At 70.0% G+C, this 15811-nt stretch carries 13 protein-coding genes; 5 read left to right on the forward strand and 8 right to left on the reverse strand.

The features are described 5' to 3' along the window. Positions 1-141 precede the first annotated feature (141 nt). The 5 genes from ASE35_RS08010 to ASE35_RS08030 all read right to left on the reverse strand — a co-directional run bounded on the left by ASE35_RS08010 (position 142) and on the right by ASE35_RS08030 (position 4924). On the reverse strand, positions 142-1074 hold the full coding sequence (locus tag ASE35_RS08010) for an RDD family protein (protein WP_057163510.1): 933 nt from the start codon (positions 1072-1074) through the stop codon (positions 142-144). A 6-nt stretch (positions 1075-1080) separates the two neighbouring features. Further along, positions 1081-1863 (reverse strand): GYF domain-containing protein, encoded by a 783-nt coding sequence (locus ASE35_RS08015; protein ID WP_056177986.1) that lies wholly within the window; start codon positions 1861-1863, stop codon positions 1081-1083. A gap of 96 nt (positions 1864-1959) precedes the next feature. Beyond that, on the reverse strand, positions 1960-2448 hold the full coding sequence (locus ASE35_RS08020) for a DUF494 family protein (protein ID WP_056177988.1): 489 nt from the start codon (positions 2446-2448) through the stop codon (positions 1960-1962). Between the two features lie 78 nt (positions 2449-2526). Next, positions 2527-3669: a DNA-processing protein DprA gene (gene dprA / locus ASE35_RS08025; protein ID WP_057163511.1), complete on the reverse strand. Its 1143-nt coding sequence runs from the start codon at positions 3667-3669 to the stop codon at positions 2527-2529. Positions 3670-3760: 91 nt separating this feature from the next. Continuing rightward, positions 3761-4924 carry a LysM peptidoglycan-binding domain-containing protein gene (locus tag ASE35_RS08030; protein ID WP_057160632.1) on the reverse strand — a complete coding sequence of 388 codons (1164 nt, stop codon included), beginning with the start codon at positions 4922-4924 and terminating at the stop codon, positions 3761-3763. 161 nt (positions 4925-5085) lie between these two features. Here ASE35_RS08030 and def point away from each other — a divergent pair, with 161 nt between their 5' ends. The 4 genes from def (at position 5086) to ASE35_RS08050 (ending at position 10827) form a co-directional block, all read left to right on the forward strand. Continuing rightward, positions 5086-5607, forward strand: a complete 522-nt coding sequence (def, locus tag ASE35_RS08035; RefSeq protein WP_057163512.1) for a peptide deformylase — start codon at positions 5086-5088, stop codon at positions 5605-5607. Positions 5608-5827: 220 nt separating this feature from the next. After that, positions 5828-6751: a methionyl-tRNA formyltransferase gene (fmt, locus tag ASE35_RS08040; RefSeq protein WP_057163700.1), complete on the forward strand. Its 924-nt coding sequence runs from the start codon at positions 5828-5830 to the stop codon at positions 6749-6751. Beyond that, positions 6748-8049, forward strand: a complete 1302-nt coding sequence (gene rsmB, locus ASE35_RS08045) for a 16S rRNA (cytosine(967)-C(5))-methyltransferase RsmB (RefSeq protein WP_057163513.1) — start codon at positions 6748-6750, stop codon at positions 8047-8049. Before fmt ends, rsmB begins: the two co-directional genes overlap by 4 nt. A 1095-nt stretch (positions 8050-9144) precedes the next feature. Next, entirely contained in the window at positions 9145-10827 is a 1683-nt protein-coding gene (locus tag ASE35_RS08050; protein WP_057163514.1) for a glycosyltransferase family 39 protein, read from the forward strand. 540 nt (positions 10828-11367) lie between these two features. On the opposite strand, the gene ASE35_RS08055 is transcribed toward ASE35_RS08050, so the two are convergent. Further along, a complete protein-coding gene (locus ASE35_RS08055) occupies positions 11368-12219 on the reverse strand; it encodes a glycosyltransferase family 2 protein (RefSeq protein WP_057163515.1) in 852 nt (283 codons plus the stop codon). Next, positions 12216-13031 (reverse strand): glycosyltransferase family 2 protein, encoded by an 816-nt coding sequence (locus ASE35_RS08060; RefSeq protein WP_057163516.1) that lies wholly within the window; start codon positions 13029-13031, stop codon positions 12216-12218. Before ASE35_RS08060 ends, ASE35_RS08055 begins: the two co-directional genes overlap by 4 nt. A 25-nt stretch (positions 13032-13056) precedes the next feature. On the opposite strand from ASE35_RS08060, the gene ASE35_RS08065 reads away from it, so the two are divergent. Continuing rightward, positions 13057-14109: a CDP-glycerol glycerophosphotransferase family protein gene (locus ASE35_RS08065; protein ID WP_057163517.1), complete on the forward strand. Its 1053-nt coding sequence runs from the start codon at positions 13057-13059 to the stop codon at positions 14107-14109. 242 nt (positions 14110-14351) lie between these two features. Here the strand turns inward: ASE35_RS08065 and ASE35_RS08070 are convergent, their stop codons facing one another. Beyond that, a complete protein-coding gene (locus tag ASE35_RS08070; RefSeq protein WP_057163701.1) occupies positions 14352-15800 on the reverse strand; it encodes a PH domain-containing protein in 1449 nt (482 codons plus the stop codon). Positions 15801-15811: the final 11 nt, after the last annotated feature.

Here is a 15811-nt window from a genome sequence, read left to right on the forward strand (position 1 = left end):
GCGGCAATGAAGACGCGGGCGTTCAGGGTTTCCTTTTTTATTGGGACCATGCGGCGGCCCCGGCTGTCAAGCGCGGGGCGTTGCGAGTGCGACCGGGAGCCGCTTAGGACCGGGCTCCCATTCAGCTTCAGCCGTTCAGGTTCAGCGGCTGGCCAGGCCCACCGCGGCCAGCATGAACAGCGCGAACACCACGTACAGGGCGATCAGGACGCCGAAGATCACCAGGATCACCGTCGCGACCGTGCCCAGCTCGTGGCGCTGGCGCTCCGGGTGGGCGGTGAAGGCCCACTGGTCCACCACCAGGGTGCTGGCCATCATGTCGTGCAGGCCGCGCTTGCGGTCGGTGAAGGCCACCATCAGCACGCCGATGCCCAGGGTCAGGCTGCTCAGCAGATAAGCGAAGAAGCGGCCGATGCCGCGCGCCAGGCTGATCCGGCCGCCGTTGTCGTCGACCACCTTGATGCCGATCGCCATCTTGCCCAGCGTGGCCTGCTTGGCCGAGGAATGGAACATGCCGAAGTACAGCGCCTGCATCGCCAGTGGCAGCAGGTAGACCAGGACCAGCAGGGCGATCGCGCCGCCGCTTTCGAACATGGTCTCGGGATTGCCGCTGAGGCCGGCGCCGATGCCGAAGAACACCATCATCAGGATCATCTGCAGGATGCCGCCTACGATGCCGACCACGAAGCCGTCGATCATGCTGGCGGCGACGCGCTTCCAGAAGCCGGCATAGACGACTTCGCCGCCGTGCACGACTTGCGCGGTCTCGGCCAGCGCCGCGCGCGGCGGGGCGTAGGGTGAGGCCGGTTCGGCGATCGCGTAGGGATTGGCGTCGGCGTCCGGTGCGGCGTCTGCCGAGGCGGTCGCGAAGGTGGCCGCGGCCGGCGCGGGACGACCGGCGCCGGGGATGACTTCGCCGATCATTTCGCGCCAGGGGCGCCAGGTTTCCATGCCTTCGCGCCAGACCAGGGTCTCAGGCGAGAGCTGGCCGTGGCTGTGCAGCTGCTCCAGGTCTTCGGCGCGTACCGGGCCGTGGCGGTTGCGGTCGCTGTCGCTGTAGTACCAATCGGTCATGTCGGTTCAGCCGTTACTGATGGAGGTGCCCGGGCGGCAGGTGCCCGGTCGGTAGATGGCGGGCAGATCGCCGCCGCTGCAATCCCAGTCCACGCGGTCGCCCGTGGGGATGGCTTCGAACCAGATGGTCTTGCCGTCGACCTTCGGGCCGATGCCGCGCAGCTCGATTTCGAGCGCGCAGTGGCCGTTGCGCATGGTGCCGATCTTGATCTGCGCGGTGGTGGCGCTGGCGTAGTCGGTGGCCTCGCCGAAGCCGTCGTCGCCGTTGCTGGGGCAGCGCCCGTTGGCGGCCATATGCTCGGCCACCGCCAGCTTGACCGCATTGGCTTCGTTGAAGCTCTGCGCGGTCTTGGTGCGCAGGGTGTAGTCCTGGTACGCCGGCAGCGCGATCGCGGCCAGGATCCCGACCATCGGCACCGCCAGTACCGCCAGCACGATCACGGCGATCAGGCAGCCGGACATGCCGCGCTTGGGCGGCGCCGAATAGCGCACGTCGGTGCGCACGCTGCCGCTGCCCGCGCCGGCGGCGGGGCTGGCATAGGCGGTGCTGGCGCTGACGCCGATCGGGCCGCCCGGCGGCAGCGGCGGCGGCTTGGCGGTGTCTTGCTGGATGCCGTCCAGGCCGAGCTCCTCGGACAGACGGTCCAGCGGCTGCCATTCGCGCAGGCCTTCGCGCCATACCAGGGTGTCGCGCTGGATGCGGCGTTCGCGATAGCGCGCCTGCAGGTCTTCCGCGCTCAAAGGTCCGACACGGCCTTGCGCCGCATCGTGGTAATACCAATCCGCCATCTTCGCTCCCCCTGGAGTCGTCCTTGATGAGGCGCCGCCACGGAGTCGACGCCGCGCGGCGCCTCCCCAGGCGCCGCGCGCTTGATTCGTGCGCGCTTAATGTACCGGTTCGGGCTCGTCCTCGAACATCTGGGTCTCCATCCAGGCGTAGGCCGCTTCCGACCCGGGCTGGTTGAACAGCACCATCAGCACGACCCATTTGAGGTCGTCCAGATCGAGCTCGTCCTGATCCAGCGCCATCGCGCGGTCCAGCACCAGTTCGCGCTGGTCGGCGTCGAGGATGCCGTGCTGTTCCAGGAACATCAGGAAACCGCGGCATTCGACATCGAGCTTGTCCAGCTCGGGGCCGAAGTAGATGCGGGTCGGGCCGTTCGCGCGCGGCGCGCTGACGCCCGGCCGCTGTTGGGCCAGCGCATCGAGCCACTCGAAGGCTTTGTTGATTTCGGCGGGACTGAAACCGGCCTGGCCCAATTCGTCGAACAGGGGGCCGCTGCGGAGCGAATCGCGGTCGCGGACCAGGTCCGCATCGTCGGTGAAGTAATGCTCGAACAGGTACAGCAGGACGTCCAGGATGCTCTCTTTCATTTCCCTCGGCCTGCGCCGCATGCGGCGCGGTGGGTCCGGAGTGGCTGACGACCGCTGGGCCCCTGCACAGAGAGTGGCTCAGCGGTTGCGGAAGTAACGGCCGTGTTGCGCCGCTACGCGACCCTCAAGCTCCATGAGCAGCAGCATGGAGGACAGTACGGCAGGCGTCAATCCGGTCCGCTCGACCAGGCGATCCATACCGGTGGGGTCGTGGCCGAGCGCGTTCCACAAGGACTGGTAGTCGCGATCATCGAGGCGTTCATCCTGAACGGGCCTCGTGACGAGCGTGTGGCCGCACTGTATGGGGGCGTTCAGACGCAGCCGCAAGTCGGCGGCCAGCTCCTGGGCCAGCGGCGCCAGGGCGACGGTCAGTTCCGCCGCGCTTTCGACCAGGGCGGCGCCGTCGCGGATCAGGCGATGGCAGCCGCGCGCGAGCGGGTTGTGGATGGAGCCGGGCAAGGCGAACACCTCGCGCCCGGCCTCGGCGGCCAGACGCGCGGTGATCAGCGCGCCGGAGCGTTCGGCCGCCTCGACCACCAGCGTGCCCAGGCTGAGGCCGGCGATGATGCGATTGCGCGAGGGGAAGTGCGAAGGCCGGCCCTGGGTGCCCGGCAGGTGTTCGCTGACCACCGCCCCGACCTCGGCGATGCGCGCGTGCAGGGCGGTATTGGCGCGCGGATAGGTCAGGTCGGGCCCGGTGCCGAGCACGGCCACGGTCAGCCCGCCCGCGTCCAGCGCGGCCTGGTGCGCGGCGGCGTCGATGCCGGCCGCGAGCCCGCTGGTCACGCCCAGGCCGGCGCCGGCGAACGCGCGCGCGAAGTCCGCGGCGTTGTCGCGCCCGCCCGGGGTGGGTGCGCGGCTGCCGACCACGGCCACGGCCGGGTGCCACAGGCGGACCGGATCGCCGGCCACGAACAGGGCCAGCGGCGGATTCGGCGCGCGCCGCAACAGCGCGGGGTAGTCCGGATGCCGCCAGCCGAGCAGGTGGTGGCCGGGCCGGTCCAGCCAGGCCTGGGCGCGCGCCGACACGGCCGCGTCCGGGGCCTGCAGGGCCGCGATCTGGGCCGGGTCCAGCCCGGCCTGGCGCCAGGCCGCGGGGCCAGCCGCGAGCGCGGCGGCGGGGCTGGCATGGCCCTCCAGCAGGGTCCGGCGCGGCGCGCAGGGGCCGTCGGCAGCGACGAGGGCGATCAGGGCGTGGCGGTCGGCGGCGGTTTCGGGCATGCGCACAGCCTGGCCCGGAAACGACGACGGCGCCCTAGGGCGCCGTCGCTGCTTGCTGTAGGAAAACGCCCCGGCCTGCGGGGCGCCCCGATCAGTACGGGGCGTCCGGATGCTTGAGCTCGTAGCCGACCCGGGTCGGGCGCACGCCTTCCATGACCAGGCCATAGCTGACCTTGTCGAAGGTGCGGAAGATCATCACGTGGCCGGCGTACTCGTCGGGCACGCGCACCTTGTTGGCGCGGCCGACGGTGTCCTCGGAGCGCTCCGCGCCGACCTTGACCCGGTCGACCACGTTGCGGCCGACACGCCAGGTCGACAGCACGGTGCCGTTATCGATGCCGTCCAGACGGCCCACCGACAGGGCGACCACGTCGCGCGCGCCGCCGCTGGTGAGCTGGTCGGCCACCGCCAGGACGCGGGCGTGACCGTACTGGAGCTCCTGCTTCGGCGGGTGCGGGAAGAACTGCAGGTCGTAAGGCTGAGCTTCGACCGGGATCAGACGGTCGCCGACCCGGACTTCGCGGCCGGCATCGTCGATCACCAGCGTGCTGGCGCCGACGCCGCCGACTTCGCCGCGGCTCACGGTGCCCGTGGTCAGCTGCATCAGCTCGTAACCGAGCAGATCGCCGCGGCCCTGGGGCAGGGTGGAGTCGGTCCACAGGGCCTGAAACCCGGGCGGGTTGCGGCCGTTGAAGTCCAACTCGTGGCTGCGCAGGGTGGTGACGCGACCGTTCACGTCGCAGCACTTTTCCTTGGTGAGGCGGGTGTAGCGCTGGGTCGGGCGGACCACGGCGTAACGCTGCCCGGCCTCAGCGCCTGCCAAGCCCTTGATGTAGGCGACCTGGCCTTGGGAGCCGCGCAGGCGGTCCTCTTCCAGGCTGACCACATAGGGCAGCTGTTCGAAGCTGTCGACCACGCGCAGGTTCTTCAGGAACGGCTCGACCTGATCCAGCGGGATGCCGGTGACCGGGGCTTCCTGGCGCGGACCGGGCTGCACGCCCAGGCGGTCCAGGTAGGCCAGCGAGATCACGTCGCCCGGGTAGATCAGATGCGGATTCTTGATCTGCGGGTTGGCCTGCCAGATTTCCGGCCACAGCCACGGACGCTTAAGGAAACGACCGGCGATGTCCCACAGGGTATCGCCCCGCTTGACTACGTAGGTGTCGGGGTGACCGCCCTGCATCTCCGCCGCGAGGGCGTAGGTGGCGATCGTCAGCAACGCGGCGGTTGCAACCGCGCGGAATGGTTTAAACATGGCGGCCATCTACCTGATTCCCCTTGCAGGTTTGCCCTTTGCGGGCCTCGGAACTATAGCCCAGAAGAACCCCGTGCTTGCAAGCTTTCGAGGCCCAAAACGGGGTTACAATCCCCTTCTTGCTTGTGTATGTGACCAACGCCCCCATTTTTTTCGACGCTATGTCTCTGTTGCCGATCCTTGAATTTCCCGACCCGCGGCTGCGCACCAAAGCCGTGCCCGTCGACCCCGCCCGTGTCACCGAGCCGGCGTTCCAGACGCTGCTCGACGACATGTTCGAGACCATGTACGAGGCCCCGGGCATCGGTCTGGCGGCCAGCCAGGTCGACGTGCACCAGCGCTTCATGGTGATAGACGTGTCCGAGGAGCACGACCGGCCGTTGGTCTTCATCAACCCCGAAATCGTGGCCAAGGCCGGCGAGCAGGTCTACCAGGAAGGCTGCCTGTCGGTGCCCGGCATCTTCGCCGACGTGACCCGCGCCAACGAGATCACGGTGCGCGCGATCGGCCGCGACGGCCAGCCCTTCGAGCTGCAGATCGACGGCTTGCTCGCGGTCTGCATCCAGCACGAGATGGACCACCTCGACGGCAAGCTGTTCGTCGACTACCTCTCGCCGCTGAAGCGCGAGATGGTGCGCAAGAAGCTGGCCAAGCAGCGCAAGCTCGCCGGCGACGCGGCGTAAAGGCCGCTCGCGCGGCGAACCCGCCGCGCGCCGCGCCGATCGCCTGCCGACGGCGCTAACACGATGCCGCATGTCGCCCGCAGCGTGGGCGGCCTGTCGCGTTTCCCGCATTCGCTCTGCGCGCGGCGCGCAACGCGCCCGCCGCAAACGGCATGCTAGTCCCCGGACCTCCGCCGCACGGACGCGTCCGTAATCCCGCTTCCGGAGTTTGCGCATGTCCCTGAGGATCGTCTTCGCCGGTACGCCCGATTTCGCCGTGCCCAGCCTGCGCGCCGCCGCGCAGCGCAACGAAGTCGTGGCCGTGTACACCCAGCCCGATCGCCCGGCCGGGCGCGGGCGCGAGCTCACGCCCTCGCCGGTCAAGCGCGAGGCGCTGTTGCGCGGCATCCCGGTGCTGCAACCGGAGAACTTCAAGGCCGCGATCTCGCGCAAGGCGCTGCGCGCGCTGGAGCCCGATCTGATGATCGTGGTCGCCTACGGCCTGATCCTGCCGCAGTCGGTGCTCGACATTCCCGTCCGCGGCTGCTGGAACGTGCATGCCTCGCTGCTGCCGCGGTGGCGCGGCGCCGCGCCGATCCAGCGCGCGATCGAGGCCGGCGACCGCGAGACCGGCGTGTGCCTGATGCAGATGGAAAAGGGCCTGGATTCCGGCCCGGTGCTGCTGGCGCAGACCACCGAAATCGGCGAGCAGGAAACCGGCGGCCAGTTGCACGACCGCCTGGCCGAACTCGGCGCGCAAGCGATCCGCGACGGTCTGGGCCTGCTGCGCGCGGACCTGTACCCGCGTCCCTGGGCGCAGCCCGAGGAGGGCGTGACCTACGCCCACAAGCTGGACAAGGCCGAAGCGCGACTGGATTGGAGCCAGCCCGCGATCGCGCTGGCGGCCAAGGTGCGCGCCTTCAATCCCTGGCCGATGGCCGAGGCGGTGCTGGCCGGCGAGCGCGTGCGCCTGCACGGCGCGGTCGCGCTGGCGCTGGACCACGGCGCCGATCCGGGCACGGTGCTGCAGGCCGGCCGCGACGGCATCGACGTCGCCTGCGGCGAAGGCGCGCTGCGCATCCGCGTGCTGCAGCGCGACGGCGGCAAGGCCATCACCGCCGCCGACTACCTCAACGGTCGCCGCGACCTGGCGGTCGGCGCGTGAACGCCGCCAGCGGCGCCGAAAGCCGCGCGGTCGCCGCGCGCGTGCTCGATGCGGTGCTGCACCGCGGCCGCTCGCTCAAGCCCGAACTCGCCAACGCGCTGCCCGCACTGAAGGACCCGCGCGACCGCGCCCTGGTCGAGGCGATCTGCTTCGCCGTGCTGCGCCGTCCGGCGCGCTACGAGGCCGCGCTCAAGGCCTGGATGCCGCGCCCGCTGGGCAAGCGCGACAGCGACCTGCGCGCGCTGCTGTTCGTCGGTTTCGCCCAACTCGATCTGGCCCTGCCTGCGCACGCCGCGGTCGCGGCCACGGTCGACGCCGCACGCGCGATCGGCCGCAGCCATCAGGCCGGCCTGGTCAACGCGCTGCTGCGGCGCGCGCAACGCGACGGCCTGCCCACGGTCGAGGCGCATGCGCATTGGCCGGCCTGGCTGCGCGCGCGCCTGCGCCACGATTGGCCCGAGGACGAGGCCGCGATCCTGGACGCCAGCACCAGCGCGCCGCCGCTGTGGCTGCGCGTCAATCGCCAGCAGGGCGGGCGCGACGGCTATCGCGCGCGTCTGGACGAAGCCGGCCTGGTCGCGGGCGTCGACGAAGCCTTGGCCGATGCGCTGCGGCTGGATGAGGCGGTCGCGATCGCCTCGCTGCCTGGATTCGCCGACGGCGCGGTCTCGGTGCAGGACGGCGCCGCGCAACGGGTCGCCGACGCGCTCGCGCCGCCCGCCGGCGCGCGCGTGCTCGACGCCTGCGCCGCGCCCGGCGGCAAGGCCGCGCATCTGCTCGAACGCGATCCCACGCTGCGCCTCACCGCGCTGGACGTGGACGCGGCGCGTTTGAACACGGTGCGCAGCGGCTTGGCGCGCTTGCGCCTGGGCGCGGATGCGCGTCTGCTCGCGGCCGACGCGTCGGATCTGGCCGCCTGGTGGGACGGGACGCCGTTCGATGCGGTGCTGTTGGACGCGCCGTGTTCCGCCACCGGTATCGTGCGGCGCCAGCCCGATGTGCTGATGCACCGGCGCGAAACCGACATCGCGGCGGTGACGGCGGTGCAGGCGCGTCTGCTCGATGCGCTGTGGCGGACTGTGGCGCCTGGCGGCGTGCTGCTTTACGCGACCTGCTCGATCCTGAAGCAAGAGAACGAGGATCAGGTGCGCGCGTTCCTGGCGCGGACGGACGATGCGCAGGCCGAGGCCTTGGATGCGAGCTACGGGCGCGATTGCGAAGTCGGTCGGCAACGGCTACCTGGGGAGTTGGGCTACGACGGCTTCTTCTATTCGCGCTTGAGGAAGGCCGCGCGGTAGCGGCGGGCGTCGCTGCCCGCTACCGCTGTCCCGAAGTTGTAGCCATCCCGCGCCATCATTCTTGCCTAGGCGTGGATCCCGTTCCGTAGGATGCAGCGCCCACAGGCAAACGGCGTCGCATATCGACACCTCCTCTCAGGGGCGCTCTCCGTAGAAGCGGCGCAAGCCGCGACCGCGAACTCCGGCCACGTTGCTCGTTCCGGGTTGGACCGGCCTTTTGTGGTAGCGGCGTAAGCCGCGACCGCGAACTCCGGTCGCGTTGCTCGTTCCGGATTGGACCGGCCTTCTGTGGGAGCGGCGTAAGCCGCGATGGCTAACTCCGGCTACAGCGCTGGCTGGGGTTTTGTTGAGATCCGCTGGCATCGGACTTCAGCTTTGGATCAAGGGCTTCCGCCTGCTGCGCGTGCGGGTCACTTTCTCTTGCTCCTAGCTCCCTTCTTTATCAAAGGGTGAAGCCGTGCGGCTTACGAACCGCAGGTTCGTGCGCGACTGAACGCCAACCACTTGCTCTTAGCTCCTAGCTCTTTAGCTCTTAGCTCCCTCCTTTGGAAAAGGAGGGTTGGGGAGGATTTGCTTTTGCTTTGCTGTCGCTTCTTCTGACCGAAGGTCAACGGCTTCCGCCTGCTGCGCATGCGGGTCACTTTCTCTTGCTAGCCCAAGAGAAAGTAACCAAAGAGAAGGGCTGGCGTGACCAACCCTCCCTTGCGAGCGCGGAGCGTTCGCCGGGATTTTTCGAATGGACGTCCCTGTCCATTCGAAAAACGGCGCGCGTCCTGCGCGCCGCCCTTCGGGTCTACGGTTGGTCGGGTGAGTGCGCTGCTTTTGGACTTCAATGCCACGGCCACGGCAACGGCAGGCACAGGTACAGGTACAGGTACAGGTACAGGTACAGGTACAGGTACAGAGCCACAGCCACGAGAGTAAGTGCAGGAGTGACGGTGGGGTGCGGTCGCGCTCGCGCTCGCGGGGCTGGGTTCTTGGGGCGTCTGGCAATGGCTGAGACAGCGCGCGGGCCCCGCGTCCGCCCGCCGAGTCCGCCGGGTCCTGAACGTTTCTCCGACATCCGCCCGCGGCTTCGCGGCTATCATCCCGCGCATGCCGAATTCGACCCGCTCCCGCGACACTTGGTTGTTCTGGATCATCGCCCTGCTGGTGCTGGGCGCCGGGCTGGGCTTGCGCGATCCCTGGCCGGCCGATGAGCCGCGGTTCACCCTGGTGGCCAAGCAGATGGTCGAAAGCGGGGACTGGCTGTTCCCGCATCGCGGCGTCGAGTTGTACTCGGATAAGCCGCCCTTGTTCATGTGGTTGCAGGCCGCGGCCTACACCGTGTTTCGCGATTGGCGGGTAGCCTTCCTGCTGCCGTCGCTGCTGGCCGCGCTGGGTACCTTGTGGTGCGTGGTCGATCTCGGCCGGCGCCTGTGGACGCGCAAGGTCGGGCTGTACGCGGGCTGGGCGCTGTTGTTCGCGTTCCAATTCACCTGGCAATCCAAGAAGGCCCAGATCGATCCGCTGGTGGTGTTCTGGATCACCCTGGCCAACTACGGCCTGCTGCGGCACCTGCTGTCCTGGCGCAAGGACGGCGGCGGCGACTGGCGGATGTGGACACTGGCCTGGGCTGCCGCCGGCCTGGGCACGATCAGCAAGGGCGTGGGCGCGATCGCGCTGCTGATGCTGATACCGGCCGGCATCGCCTCGCTGCGCGGCTGGCGCGTGCGCGTGCAGGCCGGCAACTGGCGGTTCTGGTTGGGCCCGCTGGCGTTCGTGGCCGCGGCTTGCGTGTGGCTGGTGCCGATGGTGATCGCCGCGACCACCAACGGTTCGCCCGAATACCGCGCCTATATGGACGACATCCTGCTGCGCCAGACCGCCAAGCGTTACGGCGCGTCCTGGGACCACGGCCAGCCGCCGTGGTACTTCCTGGAGGTCGTGCTGACCATGTGGCTGCCGACCATGCTGGCGCTGCCCTGGGCGCTGCCGGCGTGGTGGCGCCGCCTGCGCCGGCGCGATCCGCGTTACCTGCTGCCGCTGGCCTGGTGGCTGTTGGTGCTGGTGTTCTTCACCCTGCCCAACGGCAAGCGCGACATGTACATCCTGCCGGCGCTGCCGATGGTGTGCCTGGCGCTGGCGCCGCTGCTGCCGGGCATCGTGCGCAAGCTGTGGCCGCGCCGCATCGCCGCCGGTTTCAGCTGGCTGTTCGCGCTGGGCCTGTTGGGCCTGGGCGCGGCGATGTGGTTCGGCAACCCCGGTCTCGAACGCAAGCTGGTCGCCGAGCGCGGCATCGCCGAGGGCGCGCATGCGATGGCGGCCAGCCTGATGGCGGTCGGCGTGTGGGGCTTGGCCAGCCTACTGTGGTTCGGTCCCAAGCATCCGCTGGCGGCGATGGTGTCGCTGCTGACCGGCCTGTGGGTCGGCTTCGGCCTGCTGATGGCGCCGCTGCTCAACGACTCCTCGTCCGCGCGCGGCCTGATGACCGAGGTCGGTCAGAAGATCGGACCGAACGCGGAGCTGGCCCTGGTCGCCTGGCGCGAACAGAACCTGCTGATGGCCGACCGCCCGGCCACCACCTTCGGCTTCAAGCTCGACTTCAAGGAGCAGATGCGCCGTGGCCTGGCCTGGCAGGCGCAGCGCCCGGACTCGCGCTGGCTGCTGGTGCAGGACGTGGCCTTGGATGCCTGCGTGGACGAAACCAAGACCACCCACATGGGCAACGCCAACCGCCGCGGCTGGACCCTGGTGCCCGGCGCGGCCATCCACGCCTGCGCCATTGATCGCAAATAAGGGGCGGGGTTCTCGCCCTGGCGCGTTGCGTGACCCGGTGGGAGCGGCGTGAGCCGCGATGAACGGCGGCTATGACGCCAGCCTCGAGCCCGTCTTGTGAAACGCCGTTCGGGCCGGGCTCTCTCGGGGCGAAAGCGCCGCCTGCGGTGGCATCGCGGCTCACGCCGCTCCCACAGAGAGCCGGCCGCATCGTCGCGCCGATCCACGCTTGCGCTATCGATCGCGAATGAGAGGCGCGGATTTCCGCCCTCCACAACGACCTGCCCTTGTGGGAGCGGCGTAAGCCGCGATGAGCTGTGGTAACGACGATAGTCGCGAATCCGTTTCGCGAAACGGGTCCAGCATGGTCTCGCGCTTGGGACAAATTCGCCGCCTGCGGCGGCATCGCGGCTCACGCCGCTCCCACAGAAAGCTGGCCGTAGGATGCGGTGAGCCGGAGGTGAACCGCATCGTCGCGCCGAACCGAATACCCGCGCCGCCATGGCCATCGTCGCGCGCTGTTGTCGGCGCCGGCAAGAACGGTGCTGGCCTACGTTCGCGCTACTGCTTACGCAAATCCACCAACGGCGCCGCCGCGAACTCCGCCAGATGCCGATCCAGCCCCACCGGCGCGCGCACCCGCCCGCTGGCCCTGGCTTCTGCCAGCAGCGCATCGTTGGGGCTGTCGCCGTCGTCGTGGCGTTCGCGGTGGTACAGATGCGTGGCCAGGCCGGCGAAGCGCAGCGAGCGTCGTTCCAGGCCGGCGTGGAACGCGCGCACGGCCAGGTCCTTGTCCTCGCGGCCCCAGCCTTCGTAGCGCTCGTCGAAGCCGTTGAGCGCGACCAGATCCGCGCGCCACCAGCCCTGGTTGCAGGTCTTGATCGCGGCGGTGCTCTGGCCGCGCGTGCCGCGCAGCGAGAGCGCCGCCAGCGGTGGGATGCGCAGGGTATGGCGGCGCCGGGTCAGCCCGCGATCGAAGAAACCCAATGCCCGGGTCTCGCCCGACAGCAGGCGGTCGCGGCCGAGTTCGTCGGTGAGCACGCGCTGGCCCTGCACGAAGCTGCCCGCCTGCGCCGCGCGCAGATGATCGGCGACGAATTGCGGGTGCGCGAGCATGTCGCCGTCCAACAACAGCACGTAGTCGCCGGAGGTGGCCGCGATCGCGCGATTGCGGGCCAGGGCGACGCGGAAGCCGCGGTCCTCCTGCCAGCTGTGGCGCAGCGGCACCGGGTAGTCGCGCGCGGTCGCGGCGATCAGCGCGCGGGTTTCATCGCGCGAGCCGTCGTCGGCCACCACCACCTCGTAGGGCAGGTGGCGCTGGCGCGCGAGCGCGCCCAAGGCCAGCCCCAGCGCTTCGGGCCAGTTGTAAGTGGTGATGACCACGCTCGCGCGCGGGGCGGTGGATGCGTTCATGGCTCGGAGGTGGTGACGGGCTGACCGTTCTGCAACATCCACAGCATGATGGTTTTCTGGCGCACGTAGTTGGCGCGCACGTAGGCGTAGACCAGGCCGTGCCAGCCGTCCAGGAAGCCCAGGCGCAGCACATAGCCGCGCCAGAAGCGCCAGGCCGGCGCCAGCACCAGCTTGCCCAGGGTGGCGCGCTTGCCGCGCGCGTAGTCGTGTTCGGCCATCATCCGCGCGTAGCGCTGGGTCTTGGCCAGCTGCTGTTCCAGCGAGCGGTAGGGGTAGTGGATCAGATCGCCCGGCAGGGTCCGCACCGTGCCGTCGACGCTGGCGGCCTCGTGCACCTCGCGCTGGCCGCGCCAGCCGCCGCGGCGGCGGTCGAACAGGCGCAGCACCCGGTCGGGGTAGGCGTTGCCGTGGCGCAGGAACTTGCCGAAATACTCCGACAGCCGCGCGAAGCGGTAGCCGGCCGCGGCGGCGAAGCCCGTCGCCTGTTCGGCCTGGATCGCCGCGCGCAGGGCCTCGTCGACGCGCTCGTCGGCGTCCAGGCACAGCACCCAGTCGTGCGCGGCCTGCTCGATCGCGAACTGCTTCTGGCTGCGGAAACCGTCGAACGGGCGCTGCAGCACGCGCGCGCCGGCCGCGCGCGCGATCTCGACCGTGGCGTCGTTGGAATATGAGTCCACCACCACCACCTCGTCGCAGAATGCCAGCGAGGCCAGGCAGTCGCCGATGCGATCGGCCTCGTTGAACGCGATGATGCAGGCCGAAAGCTGGCAAGATGCCTGCGCCGCGCGCGCTTGCGCGCCCGCGGCGGCCACGTTCGATTCAGTCCGGGATGCGTTGATGGCGGATTACCTGTTGTTCGCGAGCGAGCGTTATGCGCTGCCCATCCTGCAACCGCTGGCCGATGCGCTGCAAGCGCAGGGACACTCGGTACATGCCTGGTTCGTCGACGGCGCGGCCGGCGCCAGCCTGGCCGCACCGGTGCGCAACGTCGGCCTGCACGAGGCGGTGGCGCTGAAACCGCGCGCCGTGTTCAGCGCCGCCAACTGGGTGCCGCCCTTCGTCGGCGGGGCCAAGGTCCAGCTGTTCCACGGCTTCAACGTCGAAAAACGCGAGGACGCGCGCGGCCATTTCCGCGTGCGCGGCCTGTTCGACCTGTACTGCACCCAGGGCCCGGCGACCACCGCGCCGTTCCGCACCCTGGCCGCCGAGGCCGGCCATTTCGCCGTGGTCGAAACCGGCTGGCCCAAGCTCGACCCGCTGTTCCGCGACGACGACGGCAGCGCCGCGCGCCTGCGCCGGCGCGCCGGCCGGCGCCCGGTGGTGTTGTTCGCCTCGACCTTCACCGAGCGTCTGAGCGCGGCGCCGCACCTGTACGACGCGATCGCCCAGGAGGTTCGGCGCGGCGATCGTTTCTGGCTGCTGACCCTGCACCCCAAGTGCCCGCCGGCGCTGTTCGAACGCTACCGCAAGCTGGCCGGCCCGAACGCCGATTTCGTCGAGACCGAGCAACTGATCGCGGCCCAACGCGCCGCCGACGTGCTGGTGGCCGATACCACGTCGGTGGTCTCGGAGTTCGTGGTCCAGCGCAAGCCGGTCGTGACCTTCCGCAACCGCGCGCCGAAGGCGCACATGATCGATTTCCACGAGCCGGCCGAGCTGCCGGCGATGCTGGAGCACGCGTTCACGCCGACGCCGGAGTTGCAAGCCTCGCTGGACGCCTACGCCGATGCCATCCATCCCTACCGCGACGGACGCTCGTCCGAGCGGGTGATCGCGGCCACCGAGGACCTGCTCGCCGGCCGTCTGGGCCGCCTGAGCGCCAAGCCGTTCTCGGCGCGCCTGCGCGCGCTGCAGATCCGCCGCGAACTGGGCTATTGGGGCCGCGGCTGAGCCGGACGTAGGCGCGGCAGCCACCTGCCTTTGGCCTCCGTAGGATGCGGTGAGCCGCAGGCGAACCGCATCATCGCGAGGGCCCGCAAGTCCGCGCCGGCCGTAGGGTGCGGTTACCACCGCACCCTACGGCCGGCGCGGCTGCGTAAGACAGCCCGCCGCGAGTCCCGCCTTCGTAGGATGCGGTGAGCCAAAGGCGAACCGCATCATCGCCGCACCGCACGTGCGCCGCCGCCCTCCGCCTACCAATGCAGCTTGCGCACCGCCAGGGTCGCCGACAGCTCGCGATACAAGGCCTCAGCCTCGGCCACCGGCAGAAAACGGATTCGCAGCGGCGGCGCCATGGCTCCGGCGCCGGCGGTGTCCAGCCACAGCGTCGCGGTGCCGCAGCGGCGGTCGATCGGGTTGCGGACCAGCTGCAGCGCCTGCAGCTTGTCGATCTCGGCGAAGCGCCAATAACGCTTCCACCAGCCCTCGCGCACGGCCACGACTTCGGCGCCCAGCGCGTAGCCCATGCGCCGCGCGCGCTGGCGCGCCTTGAACACCGCCCACGGCAGCCACAGCAGCGCCAGCAGGCCCCAGGCGCCGAAGCGCACGCACAGCAAGGCGGTGATCGCCGCCAGCCAGGGCATGCCGGACAGGAACAACCGCCACCAGCTCACCAGCGGCAGCGCGCGCCAATCCAGGCGCGACCATCCGGCCTTCGGCAGCAGATGCTCGATCAGCGATTCGCAGACCGCCGGCGTGGCGATCGGCGCCAGCTCTCGCAAGGCGCGCTCCTGCTCCTGCTCGTTGCCGACCGCGGTTTCGATTTCCAGGGTGCGCCGGCGCAACAAACGGTGCACGGGACCTTCGCGCAGCGTCCAGGCCTGGATCCGGCGGCGCGACGCGCTGGTGCGCCAGCGCGCCAGCAGGCCGCGTTCGACGGTCAGGCGGCGCCCGTGCTCGCTCAGGCGGAAACCGTAGTACTGCAGCAGCGCCAGCGCCATCGACAGCAGCCGCACCAGGCCGACGAACAGCCCCATCAGCACCAGCGCCGCCAGCAGGTACTGCGGCGCGCCGAAGTGATGCTCGTTGGTCCAGCCGAACAGGGACAGCACCAGTTGCCGGATCTGGCCGCCCATGCCTTCCGGTAGCAGATCGCGGCTGTAGGGCATGAAGCCGGCGATGCCGGCGCCGACCACGAACATGCCGCGGTTGTTGACCACGCCCAGGCGCAGCACCTCGCCCAAGGACATGGCCAGCAGCGGCGGCGCGGCGCTGTCGTCGGCGGCCAGGGCCGCGCCCGCGGCCGCGCCGCGCCGGCGCACCAGCGCTTCCAGCGCCAGCGCGTCGGACAGCTTGAGCACGCGCATCTCGGCTTCGGGCTTGTTGCCGCCGGCCGATTCCAGGCGCACCTCGGCCACGCCGAATACCCGGTGCAGCGCCGACTGGCGCAGCGCGACGTTGTGGATGCGCGCGAACGGGATCACCCGCAGGCTGCGTTCGAACAGGCCGCTGCGCACCACCAGGCTGTCGCCGGTGGCGCCGTAGCGATAGGTGAAGTACTGCCACAGCGACAGCACCACCAGCACGCCGACCGCGATCAGCGACCATAGCTCGTTGCGGTCGCCGCGCCCGAGCACCAGCAGCACGATCAGCGGAACCACGAACTGGCGCAGCTGCGCCAGCAGCACGAACAGCCACGACATCGGGTGCAGGC

Origin of the sequence: Lysobacter sp. Root916 (assembly GCF_001429785.1) — a bacterium.
GTDB lineage: Bacteria > Pseudomonadota > Gammaproteobacteria > Xanthomonadales > Xanthomonadaceae > Lysobacter.

Coding starts and splice junctions, on each gene's coding strand:
- ASE35_RS08010 (WP_057163510.1), bottom strand. CDS start 1,074: ATGACCGATTGGTACTACAGCGACAGCGACCGCAACCGCCACGGCCCG.
- ASE35_RS08015 (WP_056177986.1), bottom strand. CDS start 1,863: ATGGCGGATTGGTATTACCACGATGCGGCGCAAGGCCGTGTCGGACCT.
- ASE35_RS08020 (WP_056177988.1), bottom strand. CDS start 2,448: ATGAAAGAGAGCATCCTGGACGTCCTGCTGTACCTGTTCGAGCATTAC.
- dprA (WP_057163511.1), bottom strand. CDS start 3,669: ATGCCCGAAACCGCCGCCGACCGCCACGCCCTGATCGCCCTCGTCGCT.
- ASE35_RS08030 (WP_057160632.1), bottom strand. CDS start 4,924: ATGTTTAAACCATTCCGCGCGGTTGCAACCGCCGCGTTGCTGACGATC.
- def (WP_057163512.1), top strand. CDS start 5,086: ATGTCTCTGTTGCCGATCCTTGAATTTCCCGACCCGCGGCTGCGCACC.
- ASE35_RS08050 (WP_057163514.1), top strand. CDS start 9,145: ATGCCGAATTCGACCCGCTCCCGCGACACTTGGTTGTTCTGGATCATC.
- ASE35_RS08055 (WP_057163515.1), bottom strand. CDS start 12,219: ATGAACGCATCCACCGCCCCGCGCGCGAGCGTGGTCATCACCACTTAC.
- ASE35_RS08065 (WP_057163517.1), top strand. CDS start 13,057: ATGGCGGATTACCTGTTGTTCGCGAGCGAGCGTTATGCGCTGCCCATC.
- ASE35_RS08070 (WP_057163701.1), bottom strand. CDS start 15,800: ATGTCGTGGCTGTTCGTGCTGCTGGCGCAGCTGCGCCAGTTCGTGGTT.